Origin of the sequence: Pseudoalteromonas luteoviolacea CPMOR-1 (genome assembly GCF_001625685.1) — a bacterium.
Classification (GTDB): domain Bacteria; phylum Pseudomonadota; class Gammaproteobacteria; order Enterobacterales; family Alteromonadaceae; genus Pseudoalteromonas; species Pseudoalteromonas luteoviolacea_K.
On record NZ_AUYC01000062.1, the window covers coordinates 14,871 to 41,208 of the forward strand.

The 26,338-nt window shown below is 40.5% G+C and carries 23 protein-coding genes; 12 read left to right on the forward strand and 11 right to left on the reverse strand.

Annotation, left to right across the window (positions count from 1 at the left end):
• Positions 1–116: 116 nt before the first annotated feature.
• The 4 genes from N473_RS20975 to N473_RS20990 all read left to right on the forward strand — a co-directional run bounded on the left by N473_RS20975 (position 117) and on the right by N473_RS20990 (position 5,193).
• On the forward strand, positions 117–1,121 hold the full coding sequence (locus N473_RS20975) for a serine hydrolase domain-containing protein (RefSeq protein WP_063369630.1): 1,005 nt from the start codon (positions 117–119) through the stop codon (positions 1,119–1,121).
• A 234-nt stretch (positions 1,122–1,355) separates the two neighbouring features.
• The gene (locus tag N473_RS20980; protein WP_063369631.1) at positions 1,356–2,165 is read left to right on the forward strand and encodes a hypothetical protein; all 810 of its coding nucleotides are present in this window, start codon (positions 1,356–1,358) and stop codon (positions 2,163–2,165) included.
• 881 nt (positions 2,166–3,046) lie between these two features.
• Positions 3,047–4,453, forward strand: a complete 1,407-nt coding sequence (locus N473_RS20985) for a hypothetical protein (RefSeq protein WP_063369632.1) — start codon at positions 3,047–3,049, stop codon at positions 4,451–4,453.
• Between the two features lie 539 nt (positions 4,454–4,992).
• Entirely contained in the window at positions 4,993–5,193 is a 201-nt protein-coding gene (locus N473_RS20990) for a hypothetical protein (RefSeq protein ID WP_063369633.1), read from the forward strand.
• Positions 5,194–5,236: 43 nt separating this feature from the next.
• On the opposite strand, the gene N473_RS20995 is transcribed toward N473_RS20990, so the two are convergent.
• Positions 5,237–5,449, reverse strand: a complete 213-nt coding sequence (locus N473_RS20995) for a hypothetical protein (protein ID WP_063369634.1) — start codon at positions 5,447–5,449, stop codon at positions 5,237–5,239.
• 29 nt (positions 5,450–5,478) lie between these two features.
• Positions 5,479–6,165: a pirin family protein gene (locus N473_RS21000; protein WP_063369635.1), complete on the reverse strand. Its 687-nt coding sequence runs from the start codon at positions 6,163–6,165 to the stop codon at positions 5,479–5,481.
• Between the two features lie 124 nt (positions 6,166–6,289).
• Between N473_RS21000 and N473_RS21005 the strand changes: the two genes are divergently transcribed.
• The 3 genes from N473_RS21005 (at position 6,290) to N473_RS21015 (ending at position 8,508) form a co-directional block, all read left to right on the forward strand.
• Positions 6,290–7,195, forward strand: a complete 906-nt coding sequence (locus N473_RS21005; protein WP_063369636.1) for a LysR family transcriptional regulator — start codon at positions 6,290–6,292, stop codon at positions 7,193–7,195.
• Positions 7,196–7,364: 169 nt separating this feature from the next.
• On the forward strand, positions 7,365–7,778 hold the full coding sequence (locus N473_RS21010; protein ID WP_063369637.1) for a VOC family protein: 414 nt from the start codon (positions 7,365–7,367) through the stop codon (positions 7,776–7,778).
• A gap of 124 nt (positions 7,779–7,902) precedes the next feature.
• Complete coding sequence (locus tag N473_RS21015; protein ID WP_155735687.1) at positions 7,903–8,508, forward strand: glutathione S-transferase family protein; 606 nt, start codon at positions 7,903–7,905, stop codon at positions 8,506–8,508.
• 71 nt (positions 8,509–8,579) lie between these two features.
• Here the strand turns inward: N473_RS21015 and N473_RS21020 are convergent, their stop codons facing one another.
• A complete protein-coding gene (locus N473_RS21020) occupies positions 8,580–9,338 on the reverse strand; it encodes a DUF2182 domain-containing protein (protein WP_063369638.1) in 759 nt (252 codons plus the stop codon).
• 9 nt (positions 9,339–9,347) lie between these two features.
• A complete protein-coding gene (locus tag N473_RS21025; protein WP_063369639.1) occupies positions 9,348–10,793 on the reverse strand; it encodes a tyrosinase family protein in 1,446 nt (481 codons plus the stop codon).
• An 829-nt stretch (positions 10,794–11,622) separates the two neighbouring features.
• Between N473_RS21025 and N473_RS21030 the strand changes: the two genes are divergently transcribed.
• The 3 genes from N473_RS21030 (at position 11,623) to N473_RS21040 (ending at position 15,175) form a co-directional block, all read left to right on the forward strand.
• A complete protein-coding gene (locus N473_RS21030; RefSeq protein WP_063369640.1) occupies positions 11,623–12,369 on the forward strand; it encodes a hypothetical protein in 747 nt (248 codons plus the stop codon).
• 180 nt (positions 12,370–12,549) lie between these two features.
• On the forward strand, positions 12,550–13,932 hold the full coding sequence (locus N473_RS21035; RefSeq protein WP_063369641.1) for a winged helix-turn-helix domain-containing protein: 1,383 nt from the start codon (positions 12,550–12,552) through the stop codon (positions 13,930–13,932).
• Between the two features lie 88 nt (positions 13,933–14,020).
• Positions 14,021–15,175, forward strand: a complete 1,155-nt coding sequence (locus N473_RS21040; RefSeq protein WP_081221329.1) for a PQQ-binding-like beta-propeller repeat protein — start codon at positions 14,021–14,023, stop codon at positions 15,173–15,175.
• Positions 15,176–15,222: 47 nt separating this feature from the next.
• Here N473_RS21040 and N473_RS21045 read toward each other — a convergent pair whose 3' ends face one another.
• From N473_RS21045 to N473_RS21070, 6 genes are all read right to left on the reverse strand, one after another.
• On the reverse strand, positions 15,223–15,867 hold the full coding sequence (locus N473_RS21045) for a cohesin domain-containing protein (protein WP_063369642.1): 645 nt from the start codon (positions 15,865–15,867) through the stop codon (positions 15,223–15,225).
• A 65-nt stretch (positions 15,868–15,932) separates the two neighbouring features.
• Positions 15,933–18,005 (reverse strand): hypothetical protein, encoded by a 2,073-nt coding sequence (locus tag N473_RS21050; protein ID WP_063369643.1) that lies wholly within the window; start codon positions 18,003–18,005, stop codon positions 15,933–15,935.
• A gap of 868 nt (positions 18,006–18,873) precedes the next feature.
• Entirely contained in the window at positions 18,874–19,503 is a 630-nt protein-coding gene (locus N473_RS21055; RefSeq protein WP_063369644.1) for a cohesin domain-containing protein, read from the reverse strand.
• A gap of 63 nt (positions 19,504–19,566) precedes the next feature.
• A complete protein-coding gene (locus tag N473_RS21060) occupies positions 19,567–21,648 on the reverse strand; it encodes a dockerin type I domain-containing protein (RefSeq protein ID WP_063369645.1) in 2,082 nt (693 codons plus the stop codon).
• Between the two features lie 542 nt (positions 21,649–22,190).
• Positions 22,191–22,832, reverse strand: coding sequence for a response regulator (locus N473_RS21065; protein WP_063369646.1), 642 nt, complete (start codon positions 22,830–22,832; stop codon positions 22,191–22,193).
• 355 nt (positions 22,833–23,187) lie between these two features.
• The gene (locus tag N473_RS21070) at positions 23,188–23,571 is read right to left on the reverse strand and encodes a hypothetical protein (RefSeq protein WP_063369647.1); all 384 of its coding nucleotides are present in this window, start codon (positions 23,569–23,571) and stop codon (positions 23,188–23,190) included.
• A gap of 394 nt (positions 23,572–23,965) precedes the next feature.
• Here N473_RS21070 and N473_RS21080 point away from each other — a divergent pair, with 394 nt between their 5' ends.
• Positions 23,966–24,700 carry a substrate-binding periplasmic protein gene (locus N473_RS21080; protein WP_063369649.1) on the forward strand — a complete coding sequence of 245 codons (735 nt, stop codon included), beginning with the start codon at positions 23,966–23,968 and terminating at the stop codon, positions 24,698–24,700.
• Between the two features lie 9 nt (positions 24,701–24,709).
• Here the strand turns inward: N473_RS21080 and N473_RS21085 are convergent, their stop codons facing one another.
• Positions 24,710–25,606, reverse strand: coding sequence for a LysR family transcriptional regulator (locus tag N473_RS21085; protein WP_063369650.1), 897 nt, complete (start codon positions 25,604–25,606; stop codon positions 24,710–24,712).
• A 120-nt stretch (positions 25,607–25,726) separates the two neighbouring features.
• Here N473_RS21085 and N473_RS21090 point away from each other — a divergent pair, with 120 nt between their 5' ends.
• On the forward strand, positions 25,727–26,254 hold the full coding sequence (locus N473_RS21090; protein WP_063369651.1) for an NADPH-dependent FMN reductase: 528 nt from the start codon (positions 25,727–25,729) through the stop codon (positions 26,252–26,254).
• Positions 26,255–26,338 lie beyond the last annotated feature (84 nt).

Below are 26,338 nucleotides of genomic sequence, written 5' to 3' on the forward strand. Positions count from 1 at the left end.
TAAGGCGCACAACAGTCTAAACTATTTCATTATAAATATTTACTTACGTTATTCATTTTGTCGTGTAGCTGTGTTTGTGCTCCAATAAATTAGAGCACAAAAGTAAAAGGACAGTTATGCAGTTTTCGGATCTCGAAATACAGTCAATTCATAAAGTCATTGGCGCATTTGCACCCAATACCGAGCTGGCCGTGGCAAAGTTTGATGCGGGGCGCTGCGCATATTATGGTGCTAGGCAGGGGAGTAAAAGGGTTGAGCAAATTGATAATCACGCATCGGTGTTTGAAATTGGCTCGTTAACTAAGCTGTTTACCAATGCTGTGCTAGCGCAATTGGCCTGTGAAGGAAAGCTAGCATTGGGCGAACCTATCTCGTCTCATATTGATTTTACCACCCGAGATAATGTTCAAATCACTTTCGAGTCTTTAGCCACTCACACTTCAGGCTTGCCTAAATTACCACCTGGGCTGCTTTGGCAGGCGCTGTTCAAGCGCAAAGACAACCCATATGCAGCCTATTTAGAAGCAGACTTGTTAGCTCACCTTGCCAGTGACATCAAAATTAAAAGCCAAACTCAACACGCATACTCGAACCTAGGTATTGGTCTGCTCGGATATGTACTGGCCAAAATAGAACAGATGAGCTTTTCCCAGCTGCTGCAAAAACGCATATTTGAACCACTTAAGATGCCGCATAGCTTTTGTAATTGGCGCGATGTGCATGGCGAGTTAGTTATGGGTTTAAATACACGGGGTGAAGCAACATCAAATTGGGACTTAGGTGTATTACAAGGCGCGGGTGCTATTCTCTCGTCAGTACAGGACTTGGGGCAGTTTGCGCTTGCCCACTTTGATCGTATACATGATTGGGTCAAATTGCAGCAGCAAATCACATTTGAACAAGGCCACACAAAAATGGGCTTGGGCTGGTATGTAATCGACAGTGCAGATAAAACGGATAAGGTCTATTTTCATGATGGTGGCACTGGGGGATATAGCTCAGCAATGATTCTGGATATAGATAATCGGTTGGGGTACATCATATTGTCGAATATCTCTGGTATGCATAAATTAAAGGGGCAAAAGGTCACTGAGCTCGCATTTGAGCTGATGCAAAATTAAACGGGAGATGAGTTTGGTCTCTGATGATAAGTCCTGTGGCGTGGATCGGTCAGTGATAATTTATGTCAGGTGTAAAGGTTTTTTTACTTACTTTACCATCATTTACCAATAAAATTTTGTAATTATCTCACTGCAATATTTGTCATAGACATAAGATGTTTTACGTGATTAAAAAACAAACTAACGTTAAGGGTATTATAAAATGAATAAAAGGATTGTACTTGCTTCACTTTTTTGGCTCCACAAGCGTTTGCACAGAATGTGGTTATCAATTTTGATGACGTGCTCGATGGTGTAAATAACCCGACAAACACCATTGCTGTTAACGTCGTTCAGCAGGGTAATATGTTGATTGGTAATGATGGTAACTTTGTGACGCTGTCAGGGGAAGTGGAAGAAACGAATAACCCATTTTATGGCAGTGGGCTTGAGCCGCGTGTTCACTTTAAATTAAATGAAAATGGTAACGTTAAGTGGTTTACCGGTACTCGAAATGCAGCAAATATATGGACTGGCACTTGGTATGGATCAGACGGCAGTCGAGGAGATTTTGGATTTGAGTTTAGTAATGCGCTCACCACACCACCCGTTTGTGATGATGTGATTAACTTTAACTCAGATGCGGCATTCTCAGGCGGGGAGTTCGATTACACCAGAGCATTGGATGAAACCTGCCTGACGGATACCGATGACGCCACAAAAGGCATATATATGATGTCATCGACAGGTGGAGTACCTTTCCCAATGTCATTTTCTTTAGAGTTTAAAAGTAACTTCACTCTACAGTCGTTTAAGCTAGGTACCTACAATAATGGGCAAGGCAATCGCCTTACAACATTTACTGTGGAAGCGTGGGAAAATGGCACGTGGGTCAAAAAAGGTGAGTTTGAGTTCACCTCAGTTATACAAAATAAAGCATTTGCGAGAGAACTGTACAGATTGCCTCAGCCAGTGACGACTTCTAAAATTAGGATCTCAGCAACGGGCACAGTTGATTATGTAAATGCTGGCCGTGTATTAATGTATGGCCTGTCATTTCACTAATTGAAATACGCACAACCACTCAGGGTGTGGGTGGTTGTGTGAGTCACACCGTCTTTTTTGACAGCAGCTTCACGGCAATGGGCATCACACAATATGAAATCACCGGCACAATTAATGCCAAAACAGTGGCCACATGCAGTAATTTATTGGCGCGATTAAATTTGGAATAAAGTAAACCAGAGGGAGTAAGGCAAAATAATAGACTAAGGCCAATACATGCTCATTGGGTGCCGAGTCTTCATCTTGTTTGCTCCTATTGATTGTTAAATCAATTCATGCAAGAAAATAAGCAGGTGAATTTGTAATTGAGCCGCTTAAATCGCCGAGTTGGTGCCCTAACCAAGTTACAGGCACTATCTTAACTTAGGGCGCTCACTTTCTTTATTACCTTCCTCACTATTGCTCTTAGCATTATCGCTCTTTCGATCTTTTCAAAAAATCATGCTCTGATAGCTTTTAATCATATAAAAAACTTAAATATGACTCTGTGCATCTCTTGTATGCGGTGAACTGCTAGTGGTTTAACTTTTTTTATAAATATACAACGAATTCTTGGCCCGTAATGGTTTTTTATATAAACAACCTAAAAGCCAGCACTCTCAACATCTCATTTTTATTAACTGACAGCCGGTTTTTGTTGTTTTACTTTTACGATAAATGTCACGGTGATTTTTTATTTGGTGTTTTTCTGAATAAATTATTTTTTAATTTGTTGTTGAGTGTTCGCTGTAGAGTTGGATTAACATGTACTTTAAAATTTTTTGTAAATTTTATTGGTTTTTTTTATTTTAAATGTTGTTTTTTTTGCTTTTTTAATCGTCGTTAATTCGAGCTTGGTTTTTATTGGTTCAAATTCTAACAATTAAACAAGGAAAAAGGTTTTGAAAAAATTACTTTCAATCTCAGCATTATCAGCTGCTTTATTATCAAATTCAGTGATTTCAGCAACGTCAATAGGTGGGTACCCATTAAGTACAGTCGAATTGAATACTGAAGTGGCCTATTTTTATGGTGACAACAACCCCTTTCATATTACCGAGTTTATTAAGTCAACAAATGGGCAGCTGTTTGGGTTGGAAGATATATATAAATTTGAATTCACTTATGGTAACTTTTCATATTGCGATTTTTATGGACCTTTTCAATGCCCTCAGTCACTAAATGTTAAATCTAGTATTATCAAGTCGAGAGATGGAGTTTTTGATAAGCCTGTTTACTTTATTAAGGGGTTGTCTATTTCTGAAAATGGGTTTGTTAGTGAACAAGATGAATTGGCCAGTTACTGGGCATCCCCAAGTTTTAATGATATTTTCACCACCTTGTTAAATAGCGGAAGGGATATTGTATTTATTGATTTTATCCGAATACCTAATGAAGATCGGTTTCAAGATGAAAGCTATTTAGTTGGTCAAATAGCACAATTAGTGCACTTTATAGAAACTAAAGAAAAAGTGGGGCACCATCAAAGTACAATGGTTGGGTACAGTTATGGTGGTTTATTAGCGAAGCAAGTACTGAATAAACTTGAATCTGAACGATACCAGCACGAGATCTACAATTATATCTCCCTAGATGCTCCGCATAGAGGCGCCTCATTACCTTATTCATTGATTAATACTGTCAAGAGAATAAGGGGGAGACTGGAAGATGCGAGGGGCTGCTCTAGAGTAAGTAGTTGCGACCGTAATCGTAAAAAAATGCGTGAACTAGAGAGGAATTTAACAGAGGGGATCGCGGCAAAACTTTTGATTACAGGGAGCAAAAGTAATAGCTATTTTAGGTCACTTTTAAATGAGGGTTATCCTTCAACTTATAATGTGGCTTTCTCTAATGGTAGTTACACAGGCAGAACAGCGGGCCTCCCTGAGAATTATGTTATGGCAAGATTTGAAGTAAATTACAGTTTATATGGTGATACGTATTATACAATAGACTCTGAAAATATAAGAAGTAATTACAAAGCGCCATTTTATTATACTAGTCATGTTTTTGATAATGCGCCAGGTTCTTATGCATTGGTTGGTGGTTTTTTAAATAGCTTCTTAGCTTCAAATAGCAGAATTAGAAATGTTACTAATAATCTTTATACTAGAAATATCAATCCAACGTTCATTACAACTGCAAGTGCGCTGGATTTAAATGTAAGCAATTTAAATGGTCCGTTTAGTTTAAATGGAAGTACAACACCTTTTGATAAAGTTTATGCCGTAAGTGGCAGCAATTTAAGTCACACTGATTTTAGTTATCATAAAAATAATATTGTTAACGAGATAAATCGAGCTCAATAATTTAGCTTCTAAAAAAGTTTGTCTTTTATTTAGGGCCTTTGTATTTAAGGCCCTGTTTATACTTAGAGTGACACTTATGTTCGCTTTCTATTGTTTTTTAGCTACAAAGCTGCAAACCTAACCTAGGTTAGTGGTTGCATATGGCTACTAAGTTACTGAGCTGTATAAAATAACTCTGAACGAGCTGTGTATTGGGTGATTATCCTACTGTTTTCTAATCAATTAACATGAAGTTCAGTTATAGGGGATTTTTACCAAGGGAAATACAGGGTTATAGAACACAAAAAAGTTGAGCAATAGTGAATATGAAGCTTGATATTGATCCTAGTATTTGAATCTCATGTCGGGGTCATTTATTCAATATAGGGAGGGTTAAGTGCAATCATGTTTAATATTTTTACGAAGTACCCATTGATATCGAGAACAGTCATATTTTTTGCGGCGTCTGTTCATTAGAGCTTAAAAGCAACTTCACTCTACAGTCGTTTAAGCTAGGTACCTACAATAATGGGCAAGGCAATCGTCTTACAACATTTACTGTGGAAGCGTGGGAAAATGGCACGTGGGTCAAAAAAGGTGAGTTTGAATTCACCTCAGTTATACAAAATAAAGCATTTGCGAGAGAACTATACAGATTGCCTCAGCCAGTGACGACTTCTAAAATTAGGATCTCAGCAACGGGCACAGTTGATTATGTGGATGCTGGCCGTGTATTAATGTATGGCCTGTCATTTCACTAATTGAAATACGCACAACCACTCAGGGTGTGGGTGGTTGTGTGAGTCACACCGTCTTTTTTGACAGCAGCTTCACGGCAATGGGCATCACACAATATGAAATCACCGGCACAATTAATGCCAAAACAGTGGCCACATGCAGTAATTTATTGGCGCCAGTAATCGGAGCGATTAAATCTGGAATAAAGTAAACCAGAGGGAGTAATGCAAAATAATTGACTAAGGCCAATACATGTTCATTGGGTGCCGGGTTTTTCATTTTGTTTGCTCCTATTGATTATTGCTCAGTTAGTTTTGTGTAACGACGAGTAATTGCAGCTGTGCTGTAGCGGTAATTTTTTGTGCATTATTGCTGATTAAGTCGCCTTCTTTTACCAGCGTCTGTTGACCGTTATGGTGCAGTTGGGCTTGACCTGTAATGACATAGATCAGGGCCTCTTGGTTAATATTGATGCTGTCTTCGTTATCTAAATGGACAATATCCATGATGGTTGCACTGGCAAAGGTGTTTTGTTGATTTGCACTGCCACCATAAATGCGTGTTGTACCTCTGGTTTTGGGGGAGTAAGACTTATATTGTGCAGGTTGACCCGCAACTTCAGGCAGTGCCCAAATTTGCAGCATACGGTTAGGGGCATCATCGGGGTTAATTTCATTGTGACTAAAGCCTTCACCTCCTGCTCTTTGTACTTGCACATCACCTGCGACTAAGTCTTTGCCATGCTCTAATGACCCTTCATGACTTACGCGTCCTTCTAACACAACAGAGATGACATCAATTTCACTATGAGGATGCATACCTGATTGACCTTTGGGCAAATAACGTGCATCCGCCAGATATACCATACTGCCAAGCCCTTCAAATGTTTCTGGTTTTTTGCGCCCTGCAAATACACGGCTATCTGTCACTAATCTGTGCTCTGTAATGCCTGCAAACCCGCCTAATTGTAGTGAATCTCTTGAAAGTATTTTCATGGTTTTTCCTGCTTTATTTAATCTGTTTCGAAGTGATGACTAAAGTGTATGAAAGCTGGGTTGTTTTATATATACCTATAAAATAGAATTACTTTTCCATATACAACAACAATAAAGTTAAGCAATGGAAAAAACAGATATAAACTCGATGCTGCTATTTTTAGCCGTGGTTGATGCCGGTAGTTTCACTTTGGCCGCTGAACGCTTGAACATGCCTAAGGCTAATTTGAGTCGAAAAGTATCACAACTCGAGGCGAGCTTGGGGATCACATTACTTGAGCGTACAACTCGAACGCAGCATTTGACCGAGGCTGGCAGCGTTTACTTAGAGCATTGTAAGCAGATAAAGGCACAGATAGAGCTTGCCAATGCCAGTGTTGCACAAGCGCTTAATGAAATATCAGGCGAGTTGAAAGTTGGTATGTCTGTCGGTATGGGCCATGAAATTCTAAAGCCAGTTTTAAGTCAATTCATGCAAGAAAATAAGCAGGTGAATTTGCAGTTGAGCCTCTTAAATCGTCGAGTGGATGTGATTGAAGAAGGTTTTGATTTGGTGATCCGAATAGGGGAGCTGGCAGACTCAAGATTGGTAGCAAAGCGTTTGGGCCGCGTATCGCGAAGGTTTTACGCAAGTCGCAAATTTATTGCCCAGCACGGTGTAATAAAGACACCAGAGGCGCTAGCCAACTTTGATGTGTTACTGATGAGCAGTATCCAAAAATCAGAAGTGATTAGCCTGGTCAACGAGTCTAAGCAATGTGATGTGGTTATTTCGCCAAGGATGCGTGTTGATGATTATATTGTACTTAAGCAAATGGTGATGGATGGGGTTGGACTTGCGATACTGCCTGACTATATGTGCTCGCAATATCCAGAGAAAGACTTGCTTGAACCCGTTTTGGCGCAGTGGCAACTGCCCGCTGTAGAGGTATATGCACTCTATCCTAAAAATCGAATTCACTTACCAAAAGTTGCCGCATTTGTGGCGTTTATCCAAACGGTGTTTTCTGAGCGTTTATCAAAGGGATAAAAATATTAAAAAAACCTTTACCTCAAGTTAAGTTGAGCTTTTAAAGTGCCACTCAACTTACGGAGGGAAGACAATGAAAAAGCTGATTAAAACGTATGTAAACCTATTGGGGGCAGATAAACATGCCACGTTTCAACACACCATGGAAAACAAATAGGAGGCACTTATTATGTATTTAGAACATGTAAATCTGGTGGTCAAAAATATTGACTCTGCGCTGCAATTTTACCGCGCTGCGTTTCCACATTGGAAGGTCAGAAGCAAAGGAGAGGGAGAGTGGTTTGGTAAACCCAGACAATGGCTTCATTTTGGTGATGACCATCATTATCTTGCCTTTAGTGATCATGGTGAAGGTGAAAACAGACTATTAGAGGCACACCAAGTTGGCCTTGGTCACTTTGCCTATGTGGTCAACTGTATTGACAGTGTGGTTAAACGGCTTAACGAGGCAGGATTTCAAGCAGATAAACTTGGCCCCGACCACCGATATCGGAAAAACGTCTATTTTATTGACCCCGATGGCTTTGAAGTGGAGTTTGTACAATATTTCAGTGATATTCCTGCGCAGCGCAACAGTGATTAAGCGTTTTTAAATCTTCAAAAATACTTAATTTACTCATGAGTAAGTCTATGAAAAACTAATGTTGGTTGCTGGATGTATCTACCACATGCAGCGCACAACTCACACTTCAGGTAAAAGGATCCTTATGTCAGGTATAACGCTTTACAGTTTTTCTTTGTCCGGTAACGGTCATAAAATCAGACATTTTTTATCTATCCTTGGGCTTAAGTACGAATTAAAGTTACTAGACCCACATGAACAAGAGCACAAAAAAGATGAATTTGTAGCCTTGAATCCACTTGGGCAAGTGCCTGTACTGGTCGATGGGGATGCTGTTATTTGTGATTCGAGCGCAATTTTAGTTTACCTTGCACAGAAATATGATGCGGATAACACATGGTATCCAGAGGATGCTTTACTGCGTGCAGAGATACAAAAGTTCTTGTCGATGTCTGCGGGGGAAGTCCTTAATGGTCCAAATTTATACCGCGGTATTAAGGTGATTGATAAACCTGGCGACCTTGAACAAACGTATGATAAAACCATTAACTTTTTCACGTATTTGGACAACCATCTGAGTGACCGTGATTACTTATTGGGTGCAACGCCAAGCATTGCTGATATTGCTTTGTACACTTATCCCAAATTAGCAGTTAAAGCGGGGGTGAATCTGAGTGACTTTAGGCATATTGCTAATTGGTTTGCGCGCATTGAAAGTGGCCTGAACTTTGTTGATGCGCCAGAAAAGTAAGCGAAATTATTCAGTACGTTGTGAATATTTGTTGCCGTACTTTAACTTCAAATACGGCAACAAAAGCACACCTAATGAGCAAAGTTGGGCAAGTAAAAAACAATTAATTGATACACTGCAAGTACATAGCATGTGTTTCGTAGGACATGTTTTTTATTTCGATAGAGCGTTGCTTCATAAAATAAGGCCATTGTTAAAATGCCCATTTGCACAATATCGTGACCGGCAATATGCATTGCAATCATCACGTGAGCGCAGGTTTTGGCACATTTTACCCCTTCATTCTTACCAATTTTTAATACATCTAAGTCGGCTTTAAAGCCTCTTAGCCTGGGTGACCAAATACTGCCACAAGCAGTGAGTAAGCGCATTCTGAAAGCTGCATCACTGAGTATAGCTGCGGCGAAATAGCCCAAGGCAGCAATGGGTAATGCTGGTAACTTTGTCGTCCACGAAAGGGATTGGATGAGGTGTGTAACCAAGAGTAAAGCGACTCCAAAGATTAGCCATACAAATGAATAGCCAACAATAAACAACGCGAGGCTAAGCTGTTGGCGGTATATCGGTACACTGTTTATTAGGTGTCTGATGGTGCCGCTGGTCATAGGTAGCATCATCGCAAACACCATCAACATCCACGCCCAAGTCATGTTAATCAACCCTGCCTGAGCATGCATATCATGATGTGCATGGTGGTGATGGTGCGCAGCGCTTGTGCCAAGTAAAGTGGATAAGTAATAAATCCATATTAATGCGGCAAGGCACAGTACAAACCAGTGAGGGTGAGCAGCCCTAAAGGCGCTCACTTTTTTATAGACTAAAGCTGTCATCGCGAGTGACTAAACTTCAGCTTTGATACTGATCCGACCGATGGTCGCATTTGCTTCGCCCAATGCTTTGCTTGGCTCCACTTCAATATGTATGTCTTCAAGTTGCCACTGTGAATGAGCCCTGAGAGTATGGAACACATCAGTGGCATCAAGTTGTGCATTAATGCCAGTCCCAGCATGTTGTTTACTTGGCGTAGAGGCTTGGCTTAAACCAAATAAGCCGATGCTGCCGACTTGAATGCGTTCGCCACTGTGAGCGACACGAATAAATACATCGATTGGTGCTATAACACCCTCACCCGTGATATTTTCTAACATGATGATCACGGAAGTGGGTTCTGATATTTCTGGGGTGGATAGTGCTTTGAGATTCGTGTCGCTTTTCTGTTGTGGGAGAAAATCGATAGGTGCAGAAGCTGGCGTTGATGTGAGTTTTAATGGCTCTGTCGTTGCTGCAATTGTGTCGAACATGTTTGCTCCAAGCGAAGAAGTTAACGCCGCTATCTTGAGAGTCTCTGTGGATGTATTCAATGGGTAATTTTTACTGTAGGTATAGCCGAGCTCTTCAGTATTGAGCACTGCTTTCACTGCAATTGTGACAGGTAATGCATTTTCATCATGAAAGTCAAAGGTTTGATTGAGCCAAGTAGAACTATCAGGGTCAGAGTTACCTTGTTGAATCCAATTTTGCCATAACCTATCGATATTGGCATGGTGCAGCCAAAAAATTGGGTCTAAGGCTGCTGTATTGGGGTCACCCATTGCACCTGAAATAGCAACGTGGATTTTATTATGGGGGTGATCTTCAAGTGCACCGAAAGTCCCTGGATTATGGCTGAATGTATTCATTTGGCCACCAAAACCGACGGGTTCTCCTTGCGTCGAAGCAAAGTAAGGTACGCGCATACTAGACTCACACGCTGCATTATTATGGGTGACTGAAAAAAATGCGCGCTCTTCTATCCATAGCCCTGGGAAATCAGGATTGGGCTCTGTCGTTCCAAATTCCGGTGGAAGGTGAAGCGCTTGATTTTGTTCTGCGGTGTTAAGTGCTAGGTTGTTGCCATCGCAGTAATTCCAATAAGGTAAAGACCAGTCATCTGGACCACCTAGTTCTATGATTGTTTTACGAACAATGGCTTCAAAATATTGAAGGTACATTCTGTGCCAAGGAAGGAAAAACCATGATCCATGCTGGCATTGCTGCCAAAAATCACTATCAACGAGCTTTTCACTGGGCGGGAATCCTACTGCTTGCGCCCAAACACTGTATTCACTCCAAGGCTTACCAACCGCAAGTACAGCGGCTTTTGAAAGGCCAAAACCGTGAATTGCACCTTGGTACCACCAGCTTGTTGGATCAGAAATGTCGCGTTTTTTCATTTCCTCAACGGCTTTTGAATACCACAAAAGTGTTCCGTCTTTTATTTCGTTTACATTCTTCCGTATACGCATTTGATGTTACTCCGTATCGCTAATTATCATTGTTTATAGGTCGTCGCGTGCACTGCGACCTTGAAATAGTAAGCACGGAAACTGAGGAAAAACATTACGATTTATTACAGGACTATTTTAGAAAATTACAGGGCGCGTAGTTGTCTCTTCAAGGTGATGAACGGTACATGATGACTGTTTTAGTTCTCCACGGTAAGTTTATGATAAATTGATCTTTAACGTTTATATCTTCGAGAGTTTTACTGTGCTAATGGCAAGTCTCTGGTGAGATCATCAAACCAGCGCTGTATATGGATGTGTAAGTGTATACATCGGAGAAATAAAATAGATGTATTTTTCCGGATAGAACTCAATATGGTGCAGAGTGCCTGAGCGAATCTAATGGGGTTTTTAACCATACTATTGATTGTGCGGGTAACGTTGATTTTTGATTGCCAGTTGAGGATATATGCGCAGGGTGTGTGCATGCAGCGAAGCGATTTATATTAATTAGCCGATAGACTTATATGTTTGAGAAAGACCTCGGTTAAAATATAAGTTTTATTTTCAGTGGTTTATGGTTTTTCGTCGAATAAGGTTTGGTAGGTTTTGTCAATCATTCATTAAGTAAAAACATTTGACTTATTGTTTTTTGTCGTCATTATAAAGTGACACACAAAAAGCCATGTTCCCATATTGGTATTCATGTTGGGCTGAAAGAATCAGGATGATCAGAACAAACATGACGGCTCATAAGTCGTTTTTATGGGTAACTATGAGCATGTGTGTACCTAAAATAATTAGTAAAAATAATAGACTTATTAGGCGACTGTTTTCAAAGGAGACTAAAATGAAAATAATCCATGCCCTAGCAGTAGGTGTTTTAGCAACTTTTAATGCGCATGCACTTGAGACAATTTATGATGCCGATAGCAATGCAGGGAAATTAACTCAATATCAGTATGGTCCGGTACACAGTATTTTGATGCAAAGCACCTCGTCACACTATTTCACGGCATTTTTTGATACATCAAACCAAGCAACATGCAGCGAGGCTGCATTGTTTGACGAAATAAGTGGTGCATTTTTAACTCAGTTAACGGTCGCTGATAATAAGGTGATTTATGGTGCAGTTGATCAAGGCAATGAGACATCCGCTAAAGTGATTAAGCTGACGTGCCACGATGACAATCGTAGTTATCTTGTACACCACAAGGTACCTGCAGCGCCGTCCATTAATTTAGATAGAACGTTGCTGTTTGATAATTGGAAAGAAGGGGGGCGATACCCTGGTTATTATCAATCAGTCACTATGGATACGCAGTTGAGTGTGAATACATTTGCGCCTGATGGTGAATGCCGTGTGGTCAAATTTGGTAATGGTGACGTACCCGGCCTATTTCATGGTCAAACGAGTGTGAGCAATATACACAGTGATGTGTTTACGCATTCAGGTAAAGCGCTTTATGATGCGTATAGCTCATCATTGACTTACGCTATTCGATGCACAAACTCTGGCGGTACTACGATGCTTTTTGATGAGTGGCGGATCACTCAAGATACTCAACAGGGTGAATTGAGTACTAGCTTTTATTAATCTTATTTATGTAAAGGGCGAGAAATTCTCAGCCCTTTATATTGCAATTTTATTACGTTTGTAATTTTTGTAAACAAAACCTTAACAACACCCTTCAAGTCCATTATGCTAGTGGCGATATTTCACCCAAGTATTTATTCAAATTAAATAACGATAGATTTTTATTCTCAGGTAGGAATTATGCTGAAGACCGCCAATAAAGGACAATGGGTTATAAATCATCGGCAGTTGAGCTTACAAAATGGCACGAAAGTAGTGGAGTTGGATCCTAAACAATATGCGCTGTTAGTTTTATTATTAAAGTTTAAGCATCAAGATGTCAGCAAATCTCAAATTTTATCCGAAGTATGGGGGCAACGGGTTGTTAGTGAAGATGCAATATATGTGGCAATCAATGGATTGCGAAGATTATTAGGTGATGATGCAAAGTCTCCTAAGTATATAAAGACGATTTCTGGCGTTGGATATCGTTGGGTTGGCCCGCCAATGTGCGATGCACTGCCCTCATCGTTAGATAGTTTCCTATTAAAAGCCGCGCTGTGTCTGGTTGCTGTTTCTTTTGTGGTCTTTTGGCAGATGCCCAGATCGCCTGTGAAGCAGGTTATCCCTGACCATTTAACGGAGCCTTTCAATCATGCGCGCTTTATTGTTAACAATCATCCAGAGCAATTAGACAAAGCCATCAGCTTACTCAAGTCGATTTCGGTTGAGCAGCCAGATCTGGCAGACCCTATTTACTGGCTTGCTAAAGCGCACTTTTCTCAGTTGCAACCTATGAGCACGAGTTATCAGCATGATAAACAGCATATAAAAACCATTTTAGAACGCGTGTTATCCAGTCACCCAGAGCATAAAGGCGCAAACTTGTTGTATGCCAAGCTCATCTTTATGGGAGAAATGAACATACACGAGGCTGAAGCGTATTTTTTAAATGCCTTACCACAAAGCGAAGCGCATCATATGTATGGTCAGTATTTATTGGCTGTCGGCCGAACAGATGAAGCGATGTATCATATACAGACCTATCAATCGATGGAGCCAGATGGTTACTCGAGTGAAAGTGTCGCTTGGGTATATATGATGAGTCAGCAATTTGATAAGGCTTTTGAGGCGCTTGATAGACTAAGGCCTTATTCACAAAGCAATAAGTTTTACCATGTGTGTTTAAGAGCGATTTATGAGCAGCTAGGTCATTTTGATTTGGCTTTAGAAGAGTTGATCTGGGTTATGAAGTATGAGGGGTATTCAGATTCAGACATCAACATGATTGAAAAGCACTTTGCTGCAAATGGCATGAAAGGAGTATATCGTTGGCTACTCTATCACGATACGCGCAAAGCGGATGTCGGCCATTACAGCGCGCCTATGTCACAGGCGCGTTATGCCGCAGCCATTGGCGATACACAATTAGCGCTGCATTATTTAGAGCAATCACGGTTGGCGGGCCAATACGCTTTTATGTGGATAGCTGCTGACCCACATTTTTTATCGCTCAAGCAAGAAAAAGGGTTTATTCAGCTGGTGCAAAATCACATTTTAAAAGTAGAAATATCAAATATTTAATATAAATTAAGAATGTTTTAGTTTAAATTCAGGACTATTTAGAGCGTAACCAATAGTGTTGCTCCCGAGCTAAATAAAGGAGCACACTATGGCTTTACAACGAAAAATTGCAGCGCTTGTTTGGGCGCTGTTCATGACATTAAGTTCAACACCTGTGTTCGCAAAAAGCGGGCAATATTTATATAGCTTTCAAACTGGAAGCGAAAATTGGGGTAGCATTTCTGCTAAAAATCACATTGCTTATTTTGGCAGTGATAATGGCAATTTGTATGCGTTTGATGTCGACCAAGTCAAAGTCCGCTGGACTTATCTTACGGGCGCAAAAGTGCGTTCAAAACCCTTTATTGATAACCATCGGATCTTTATTACTAGTGATGACGGGTTTCTATATGCATTAAATCGTTGGAGCGGGAAATTGCTATGGAAAGCCAGCTTAAACGATGGTGGACATCAGCGTATTTTGCCAGCCAATCATGCGCCATGGGAGTTTGATTACACTAAATCTAGCCCAATCGCAGACAGTCGATTTGTTTATGTCGGCAGCGCGGACGGTTATTTTTATGCATTTTCAAAACGTAGCGGCGAGATGCGCTGGCGTTTTAAGACCCAAGGTATGATCCGAGCAACCGCAACTCTATATCAAGGTAAGGTGTTTGTGGCGAGTTGGGATGGTCACGTGTATGCCCTCGATAAGCACTCAGGAAAGCTGATATGGCAGTATCAAACACAAGGCGCGATCCCATCTAGTCCTGTGATAGTCGATGATATTTTGGTCGTGGGCTCTCGTGATACATATCTATATGGGTTAGCGCCGTATAACGGGCAAATTATTTGGCAAAAAGCGCTACCCGGTGGTTCTTGGGTAGAGTCCAGTGCTGTCGCGGATAGCGATGATGGATATTTTTATATCGGCAGTTCAGATGCTAAGTTGCTGTTTAAAATGAAAACTCAAACAGGGGACATTGTTTGGCAAGTGGCCACGCCTGGTTGGAGCTGGGGCCAACCTGTGGTTGATGAAAACCGTGTGTACATTGGGTCAACAGGTCACGATGAGCCGGGGTGGTTCATGACTCAGCGCGGATTTATGGCCGTTGATAAAGAGAGCGGAGAAACCGCCTGGGATTACCAGCCGAGTATGATATCAGGTTTTGTGCATGGTGGGGTTTACGCCTCTCCTGCTGTCAGTGCAGGTAAAGTCTTGATCCCCGATCTTGATGGCTATATTCACGTGTACCGCCAGTAAACGACTCATTGGGTTTTGCAGAGATAAGAGGGCATCTTTTGATGCCCTTACGCTTTTTCTGCTGACGTAAGTTCGTCGCGTTTGCGTCTCAATAGAGCCGTGAGGGAAATCAAGAGCATTATGATGAGAATACCTGCCAATAACATTACGTTGTTATGGTTGGCGGGGGGCGGTTTGACGATGTCATACGCTGAGTCAAATGCAAAGCTGAGCGTTGAGTCCGTCGTGAATGTCAGGCTTTGACCATCTCTTGTGCCAAAGTCGGCTTTCTCGATTGTGACATCGCTTTTGGTGGCATTGCTATGCGCTTCAAAAAACACCCTTGCAACGCGGCCGGAGCCTGAAACACTGTTCGCGGGGGCCATCTGGCTAACGATATAGTCGATTGTATTACCTTGCACACTGACAGCATTTTTTAATACAAATAATCTGTCTTCATCCAAAAAGTTGCCATGCTCGAGTTGAATTTCTGGCATTTTTTTATCTTGGTCCAGTACTTTAAGTTGGGCGGGGTCATACTTCAAGACAAGGTGGACACCATAAATTTCTGGCACATCGTGCACGTTAATATCGATATAAAATTGGCTGCCTGTTTTTACTTGCTGACTCGGGGTTTCTAAAGTCACCCGGCCTTCACCGGCTAGAGCGGCGGTACTTAAAAAACAAAATATGGCGGTAATTAGGTATTGCATGTAGTTCCTAGTCCTTGCATATAGGCCATACAGAGTATGGCCTTAAACTAATATTGGCCTAAAGGCTACTGAGCCTGTTTGCCAAAGTTTTTGCCGAGCAATGTCAAGTCTTGTAAATCAACTTTATTGTCTCGGTTAAAATCGACCCCGATTGAGTAGTTAGGATCTGTGCTGGTGGTACGGTAAGCGCCGAGCAGCTTTGTTAAATCACCGATATCAATCTTATCGTTACCGTTGCTATCTCCAGCAACTAGGTCAATTTCGCCTAAATCAACGTTAGCTTGATTAGGGGACAATGTGATGTTTTGCTCTTTACTGAGATAACCTGGCGCAGAGAACGTCAGTGTTGCCTCACCAATGCCCGCTTGAATGCTGAAGCTGCCATCTGGATTGATTTTAACAATCTCACCATTGATTGTAATGGTAAAGTTGGAGAAATCACCGTCTGGTGCCAACGACGCCACACTGCCACTAATTAGGACGGATTCTAATACGGTCACAGTATAATTATCTTGGCTTTGATAAATATATTGACCATTTTCATCAGTGAATTGTGATTGCACCGTGACCGTCACAGTTCCCGGATTAGTGGCAATTAATGAGGCAGTACCATAATGCCCTTTACCTGTTTTTTCTTTGTAGGGAGATTTTAATGACAGTGCACTTTCCCATCGCTCGCCAGTCACATTAACTGGAATTGTCAGGCGCTCATAGGAAGGTAAAAACTCTCCATAAAGCCCGTCACTAAATTGCGCAACTTGAGTGCCATTCATGCTAAGCACGGTATCAACACCGTAGATGTTGCTCCCTTCGATTGAAAGTGGGATCTCAAAGGTATTTCCAACAAAGATTGAGCGTGTAGGTGTGGTTGCAATCAGTTTATTGGCTGGCTGAGCATCTAGTTTGTATAACTGTGCAACCACATCGTTGTCATGCATGAAACCATTAGAGTTCATACTATCAGCAGCGACGATAAAATGATTATGATTTATCTGGCTTATTTCAGGGAACCATTGTTCGTGACTAATTAAAAATGTTTCTCCACTTTTGGTGCCATTAGGGTTGTATACCTGTCCGTAAAGTTTTTCTGGTTCGTGATTAATACCGAATGTCCAAAGTACGATGAACCTACCATCTTGGAAAGCTGCTACTTTTGAATTAAATATAGAATGAACAGGACTCGCGTCAGGTATTATAATTTCTGATCCTCTGCTTGCCCCTTCATTTGTATACAGGTGGGCAACTGTGTTGCCTTCATCATTTGGTTTTGTCAAAACAAAGCCACCACCTTTCAATGCTGCGATACTTAGGTTATACGGACCGGCGGATGCGGGAGAGCCAATCGTCAATATATCGCCTTTTGGCGTGCTGTTTACATCGTAAATCTGCGCAAATGTACTATATCCGTTACTATGATTATCTTGCTTAACCCATGCAATAACGTAATCACCATTTGGTAAAGTGATAACCTTGGATTTATAATCGGTATAATGGTGCTGATCTCCACCCACCAGAATTGGTTCTTCGGCTGTTAGTACATCCCCGATATTTATGGCTTTTTGATAAACTTGATCGGCGTCAATGCTGATGAGTACTTTATTGTTTGATAGTCGCTCTAAATCGAAAGAGTTTATATGGTTTATTGGTATGGAATTTCCTTCAGAAAAATTGAACTTGGATTCAGTTCCAATGAGCCCCCCTGCGTCGTTAAATCGTTGAATTGCAAAAGTGGTTGCCGCTCCATGGTAATGGTTTTCGATTCTGGTAAGACGAACGAGTAAAAAGCCACCATCTTCTAGCGCGACAACCTGTCCATCTTCTGCATTCAATGAGATTTCTGTTCCAATCTTTAATCCATCTGGTGAGAAAAGTTGAGCAAAAAGTCCTGGTTTTTTCGCTTCAGAATCATATGAGGAATACCAATATATTAAGTTATTTCCGTTGGATAATGATTCTATTTTAGTGGATTGTTGTTCACCGTAAATTTCTGTATTAACAGTAAGTACACCACCAAGGCTTACTGGGGTGGCTGTTTGACCAACCATCGGCAAACTAAACATACTGGTGAGGAGTAGGTTTCGACTAAACTTACGTATGGTTTTTAGCTTCGATACGTTGTGTATTTTTTGAATGGGCATGAGAATTTCCTTCTGGGCGAAATGAGGCAAATGAATTCACTCAGATGCCTGTTTTATAAAAGCCCCGATAAACTAAGGGAAGGCGTGTTTAATTAAAATAGGTAATTACCTGAAATGGGTATATGTTTGAGTGGGGAAATACAATTGTAAATACAGTATGTGTTTTGCATTTTATTTTCCTTGAATTTTTATTTTTTCTCCTTATTTTTTGCACAATTAATGCGAAGCATAAGTCGAGATACAGCCTATTTCTCAAGGCGGTATCTCGACTCAATATCAACCTATCTCGTTATGGCTGGTGATGGTTCAATGACTTGCTCACCGAATTTACCAATCTGCTTTGTCAGTAAAGTTACGTTTTTTAAGTTGATAGCTTTACCTTGGCAGCAATACATTTAACTGCAACAAAGTGAATGTTTTTAGTCGGTCGTAAAACGGTATTATATTTCGGTTTAAAGACACGCAAATGATGATAATGTGGGTAAGCTAGATGACCTTGTTTATAAGAATGACATCGGGGGGGTTGCGTATTAAATATGGGCGCGTTGACGCAAATGGTCAAAAGTGCGTGCTCTAACTTGGTGAGGGTGTAAACAGAATCGTTTTTAATGATAAATAAGCTTTTCGTTAGGATACTGTTGGTCTTTGGTCCGCGGTTTTATTTACTTTTTTGTTAGTTATTTAAATCTAGTCATACAGGCTTGTTCGGGAAAGCCGCCAGTGCATCTAAGAGAAGCATATAAACTAGATGATATTGTTTGGCTGATTGCTATGCTCAATTCGCGCAAGGTGTAGCCTTTGGAAGGTGATAAAATGCTCATCTCATTGATCAATATAGCGTTTAGAGAAAAGGGCAACACTGGGTGCCCTAGGCTTTAACGACGCGTTTACGTTTCAGAACGACAACGATAAAAACTAACATTAGTGTGCTGACAATAGCCGCTAAGAGTACCGTGCTGTATGCGAATGTTGGAGGTGCTGGAGCAACTTGATAGGTTGTATCGAACTCGATCTTAAGGGCAGAGTCGGTACTAAATGTCAGGCTTTGTCCATCTTTTGTACCAAAGTCGGATTTCTCGATAGTAATATTGGTTTTGGTCGCATTCTCTTTGGCTTCAAAAAATACGCGAGCAATTCGGCCTGAGCCAGACACACTGTCTGCTGGAGCCATTTGGCTGATTATGTAGTCTAACTTACCCAATTTAGTATTGGCCGAATTGGTCAAGACAAATAATTTGCTAGTGTCAAAAAAGTCGCCATGTTCAATTTGTATTGCAGGTGTTTGTTGATCTTGGTCAATCAGCGTTAGCTGTGTGGCATCGTAATTTAAAACAAGATGTGCTCCATAAATTTTTGGCGCATTTTCAACTAGAACATCTACATAAAATTGGCTACCCGATTTAATTTTTTGACTTGGACTACTCAAAGATACGCTACCATCGCTTGCATTTGCAACTGTGCAGCATATGAGTAGTAAAGTGATAAATAGAAATTGCATATTCTTCTCTTAATTCTTGGCGAAACAGGCCAAAAGGTTTATGGCCTGTTCGCTAATAGCTGGTTAAAAAGGTTGTGGTCCTTGTTTGCCAAAGTTTTTGCCTAACAAAGTTAGATCTTGTAAGTCTATTTTATTGTCACGATTAAAGTCAGCAGTTGGTGTATAGTTTGGTTCTGCGCTGGTTGAACGGTATGACGCCAATAGTTGAGTTAAATCACCTATGTCTATTTTTTCATTCCCATTGCTGTCACCAGCAGTTAGTTGAATCGGACCAAAGTCTAAATCAGCTTGGTTCGGAGACAAAGTCAGTTGTTTTTCACCGCTAATAAACCCAGGGGCTGATATGACAACCGTTGCATTACCTATGTCGGCGCGGATCTTAAAAGTGCCATCCGCATTAATTTGCACCGGTTCGCCGTTAATTGTAATTGTGATTTGGCTATAGTCGCCGTTAGATTGAAGTGAAGAAACATCGCCAGTTAGGAATACAGACTCTAAAACGGTGAGAGTATAATTGTATTGTCCCTGGTAAATGTACTGCCCATTCTCATTTGTAAACTGAGATGACAAGCTTACGCTGGTTGAGCCAGGGTTGTTAGCGACTAAAGTCACAGTTGCGTATTGCCCTTGCCCTGTTTTGGCTTCATAAGGTGCTTTAAGAGAAAGCGCACTCTCCCAGCTAGAATCTGTATGATTGACTGGAATCGTAAGGCGTTGACCAGTAGGTAAAAATTCTCCATAACTTCCCCCTGTGATCTGTGCAATATTACTATTATTGACAGTTAACACAGAATCAATGCCATAAATGTTTGTACCTGTTGCGGATAAAGGCAATTCAATAGTATCACCTACATAAATAGGGCCGCTGGGTACAGTGGCGGTTAGTTCGTTTGGAAGTTGTGGTGAACTTAGAGTGAAGTGTTGTGAAAGCACTTCAGGTATGTCGGCAGCGCTGTATATATTGGCTACCCAAACCAGAACGAAGTTACCTGCTTGCAGGTCACCAATCATTGGAAGAGGTTCATTAAGAGTGGTATTTGTGTCTACCAATACTTTGTCGCCACTTTTTGTTCCATCCGCATTTATTGCTTGCAAATAAATATTTGTATCATAGTTTTGTGAGCTAGTTTGGCTCCAAGTCACTAAAAAATCACCGTTGGCTGTTACAGAGACATCTGATTGAGCATCTCTAACGCGCATTGGATCTGTATTTATTTGAAATGGTACACTCTGAGATTGACCGTCTGCTGAAAACGTTTGTCCTAGTAAGTTGTAGTTACTATTGTCTACTGTAGACGGCCAGGTCATTATAAAACCGCCATTTTTAGTAGCATCAATGCCAATATCTGGGACATAAATATCTTTATGTAACGAGTTTAGTACCTTATTTTCACCAATGGCTTGGCCCTGGTTGTTATACCGTTGGAAGTATATAGGTTTATCATTTTGTGCTGATAATCTACCTACCCAAGTTACGATAAAGTCGCCATTTTCCAGCGGCGTTACATTGATATCAGGTTTGTAACCAGACGCTACAGCACTGGTTTTAACTGCGTCTTGGGCAGTGATAGTGCTACCGATATTAATGATTTTTGTATAGATATTTTCAGTACCAAAAGCGATGGCCAGCTTATTATTGGACAGTTTTGTCACTTTAAACTCTTTGAAAGTGTCATCGGCTGAAGCTACCGTTGTGCTTAAAGGCAGCTTATAACTGCTACTATCAGCCATTCCACCGCTGGAGTATTTTTGGATACTTACGTTAGATTGATTAAAAGAATAGCGATTTTCAAAGGCAATGGTTAAAAAACTGTCGTCTTCTAGAGGAATTATTTGCCCACCAGTGTTTAGGCTAATTTCAGGACCGAGCTTATTTCCGTTTGAATCGAATGTTTGCGCTTTTTTATTGACCATTGGACTAGACCCAAGCCAAGTTACAACATAATTACCGTTAGCCAATACATGTACGTCATTGAGGCGTTGCGCGCCTGGGTTTGAATTGACGGCTGATATTTCACTGGTATGAGTTGGAGCTTGTGCTTGAGTAAAGAGTGGTAAACCCAGCATGCTAACTAATAATAAATTTCGTGTAAACTTGCCTGTCGCTTTGAGCTTTGATGAGACATTTGTTTTTTGTTCAAACATAAAATTTCCCTTTGAGAAGTATTGGTTATTGAGATAAGCCGTTATCTACTGCAATAAAATGGGTAAATTACGTTATGAACGCTTAAAATGAAATAGGGTATTTACCCTATATGGGTTCAAAAAGTTAGGGGGATGGTGAGCTATGCATAAGCAACCTCTTCCATAAAGCACTTTTAGTAAAGGTCTTTCAAATTCTGAATTCCAGAGCCATAAATTTGTTTTTTAACAAGTTTATTAGAGTTTATTTTATGGGGGCTTTGGCGTGTGAGTTTTATCAAAGAACGTAATAAATATGAATGAAAAATTAAATTGTTGGGGGCGAAATAGAGTGTAGAAGGCGCAAGTCATCGCATGTTGTTTAATGTGCTTGCAACCTCCCACAGTGAATTCATTTTTAGTCAAATGACCATAACTACCTCGTGTTATTATAACTCCACTTAATGGGCTAAAAACGAGTTGTTTAAAACGTAAATATAGCTGACGGTTAAATGACGATAATTAAGTCAAATAAAATAATGTTCTAAGGTGAGTGCTCAATTTATTTATACAATTAGTCTCTCTTCAAGTGCATATTTTACAAGCTCAGCCGCCTTTTTAACGCCAAGCTTTTTCATTACCTTTGTGCGGTGGTTATCAACTGTTTTGACAGAAATACACAAAATATCAGCAGTTTGCCGATTTGATTTACCTTGACTGATATAGCTGACGATTTGTTTTTCTCTGTTTGTTAAAGTTTTGTGTGTATCGCTTGATTGGTGTTGTGCTAGTTCAGCTTTAATATCTGGGCTGATAAAAGACTTACCACTGCTCACGACTTTGATTGCTTGATTTAGAGTGGCGAATGCCTCGTTTTTAGATAAATATCCGTCTGCACCTATTTCAAGAGCACGGCGTATGATTTTTACATCATCATGCATGCTAAGAAAAATGATGCGTGTTTTTAGCTTTTTTTGTTTGACCCTCTCGCATACTGTTAACCCACATAGGCTACCCATAGCAATATCTAAAATTGCGAGGTCGGGTTCGTGTTGAGCAATGTATTGCCAAGCCTGTTCTCCAGTGGAGACATCATCAACTTGGTATTGTGTGTGTGACTGCATGATTAAGGAACGTAATCCTTGACTCACTAGGTGGTGATCATCCGCAATTAAGATCGTTAAATGACTTGAGTCATCGTTACCCATTTTAACCCCGTTAATATTCTGATTTATGTGACTTGTTAGGTATGTCATACGGCAGACAACCTTGGAACCATTATAGGTAAAAACATTAAGTTGTAGTCTATTGATAATCAATCAAAATCTTTATTAAATAGGTGTAAATAATATAGGTAAAAAAGATGGCTTATAAGGGAATACTCAACATTACCCATAAATTATTTAAATATTTATAGCAGGGTTGGTTTTGGGAGTAAATAGGTCATAATGTAGGCTGAGGTGATACTTTCTAATGGGAACACCTCTAAAAAGGTGCCCCATCCATTGTCTACTGAGTCACTAATTTTAACCGGTATAATTAGTTGCTCTGTAAGCGGTATAACTAGTAAACAGTCATATAGTTGACCGTTACGTCTCCTTCTCTATACAGGCCATGTTCTTGATTGAAATTCACATCAATCGTGACCTTTGCATAGTCTGTTTGAAGCGAGTAGTTGCCACCACTTGGCGTCGAGTAAGTGCACTCAGTTTTAGCATAAAGGTATTCTGCCTGCATCGGTGTCACGAAGTAATTGATAACTTGAGTATGACAGTCGTGGAAGCGATAGCCTGCTTCTTTAAGCTGTGTTCTGATGGTTTGATACTTACGACCATATTCCAGCACTTCTTGAACATTCGCATAACCCGCTTCAGTAGGTAGCTCTTCAGCTGAAACATTTGCAGCGGCAGCAATGGCAATTAGTGAGAATAATACGCCAGTTTTCATAATTTGTTTCCTTTTCTTGAGAATAAAAAGCCATATTGGCTGGTAAAAAGTTTTATGTACGAGGATGTTTTTGTCGTGCTGTTTCCTTCACAACATAAAACTGCAAAGCAATTGCCTTGCGTTCGCACACTATTATTAAACGAATTAATGAATATAATATTTATGATTAAAGTCAAAAAAATGAAGAAAAAATTTAATTACTGAAACTTTTGAGCATTAAATAGCCAAACTGTTTATGTAAAGGAACTATTGTTTCTTTTTGTTTAGTGTTTACATTAGCCTTGTTTTTAAATGGGTAATAAATAGTCTGTTTTTTGCTTAAATAGTGCACTTACTCATAATGTCTGTGAAAATTATGCTAAGTTGATAAAGGGTGTGTTAATAAGAGGCCATTATGCGCGTTTGGCTTGGCTTTATCATTTTTCTATATTCATCTGAGGTGGCTTGTGAGCATTACACCGTGTTGGTTTACCATGGTGCAAATCCACCTTACAACTATATATCTGGCAATGAACAAGCGGGTATATTTAGTCACTTGTTTAATCGGTTGGGCACATTGACGGGCCATACATTTGAGCTAGTGCCTTGGTCGGTTGCCAGAGGGCAAAAGTTATTTGATATGGGTAAAATTGATATTGAACCCGGCGTTAACCCCAGTTGGCGGACGCAAAGCAGCAACCCAGGTATTTATTCTCTGCCCTATGCCTATTCGCGCGAAGTGGTTTTAGGGCGAGAAGATGAAAATGTCACAGACAACCCTAAAACCTTTTATGGCTCTGTTTTTGGCAGAGTACGAGGGTATCGTTACGGGGAGTTTGAATCTCACTTTGGGCTCATGAAAATCATGGTCTATGACAATGTCTCTGAAAAGGAGTTGCTTGCTCAACTTGCTCATCAGCGTGTTGATTTTATTATGTTGGGAGACGTTACAGCCGCTTATTATCAACATCGTTATCCTGATTATGCCAATTTTAAGGTGGTATACGAGATCAGCCGTTTACCAGTACATATGCGATTACAACCACACTTAATGCAATTACAGCGTGAATTAAATAACGCATTGAAAACAATGATAGACAATCAAGAGATTGAGGCCATTTATCATCGCTATGGCACCAGCTCAAAATGACCAAGGCTGTTACATCGCAAGTTGCTCAGAGAGTAAGTCGATAAAGTATCTGACTTTAGGTGACAAATGCTTTCTGCTTGGGTAAACAACATACACGTCGACGGGTTTTTGTAAGTATGACTCAAAAAGCACCTCTAGCTGTCCGTTTTTGATGGCATCTACAAGATAAAACTCTGGTAACCGAGTGATGCCAACACCATCAATGGCCATGGCCGCTTGCATCTTTCCATGATTGCAATTGACACGTTTCCGAACATCAACAGTAAAAGATTTACCAACTTGATCGGTAAACTCCCATCGATCTGGGGTTTTTAAATTACTATAGCAAACACAGTGGTGCTTAGTGAGCTCTCTTGGGTGATATGGCTTTCCATACTGTGCGATATAATCAGGGCTTGCAACAACGAGGGTACGACATTGATAAATGCGCTTGCAGATAAGGGTTGATTCTTCGAGCTTAGTGGTCGCTCGAATTGCCAAGTCATATCCATCGCCTACAACATCAACTGCGCGGTCGTTGAGATCCCACTCGATGGTGACGTTAGGGTACTTTTGCAAATACTCTGTCACTGCAGGTCTCAAATAGTCGAGGCTAAATGCGACCGGGCAACTGATTTTAAGTACCCCTTTGGGTTTGTTATCTTGATGAGTGAGTAATTGCAGAGTTTGCTCAGCATCTGAGATCAGCTGTACACAGTGCTGAAAGTAAATCTCACCGTCAGGTGTTAACGCCAAGGTGCGAGTTGTTCTGTTCAATAGCCGCATGCCGAGGCGTGCCTCTAGGCGGTTCACGACTTTACTGACATGAGACGGGGAGTGCCCAAGTTGCTGCGCAGCTTCTGCGAAGCTATTGCACTGCACAACTTTGACGAACACTTGGATACCTTCAAATAGATTGTGATTCATATGGAAATAGTAACTTTACATTTGCCCTATTAATGTTTATTAAAACTTAATCTACACTGTTTGTCATCAGGTTGAGCAAGTATCCTCGACTAAAATAAAACAGTTAAATTGGAGAACGTTATGAAAGTATTAGCATTTGCAGCAAGTAGCAGCCGTCAATCAATCAATAAAACACTTGTAGAGTATGCAACATCTAAGATTGAGCAGGCTGAGGTAGAAGTTTTGGATTTGAACGATTTTGAAATGCCGATTTATAGCATCGACCGTGAAAAAGAGAGCGGTATCCCTGAACTTGCGCAAAAGTTTTATGACAAAATTGGCGAAGCAGATGCAATTGTCATTTCATTTGCTGAACATAATGGCTCTTACACTGCAGCGTATAAAAACATCTTTGATTGGACATCTCGTATCAATATGAAAGTGTATCAAGATACACCAATGCTGTTATTGGCAACTTCTCCAGGACCAGGTGGTGCACAAAGTGTACTGAATGCAGCAGTAAACTCTGCCCCTTATTTTGCAGCTGATGTGAAAGCGCATTTGTCAGTACCCAGCTTTTTCGACAATTTTGATTTAGAGACACAACAACTTACTAATGCACAGTTAAGCGAAGCTTTGAATAGCGCATTAACACAGTTAACAAACTAGCACGATGTGTTTGTTCCCAATTAAATTGAAAAAGCAGCTGAGTAAATCGGCTGCTTTTCTTTTTATAAGGTAAAACATTAGTTA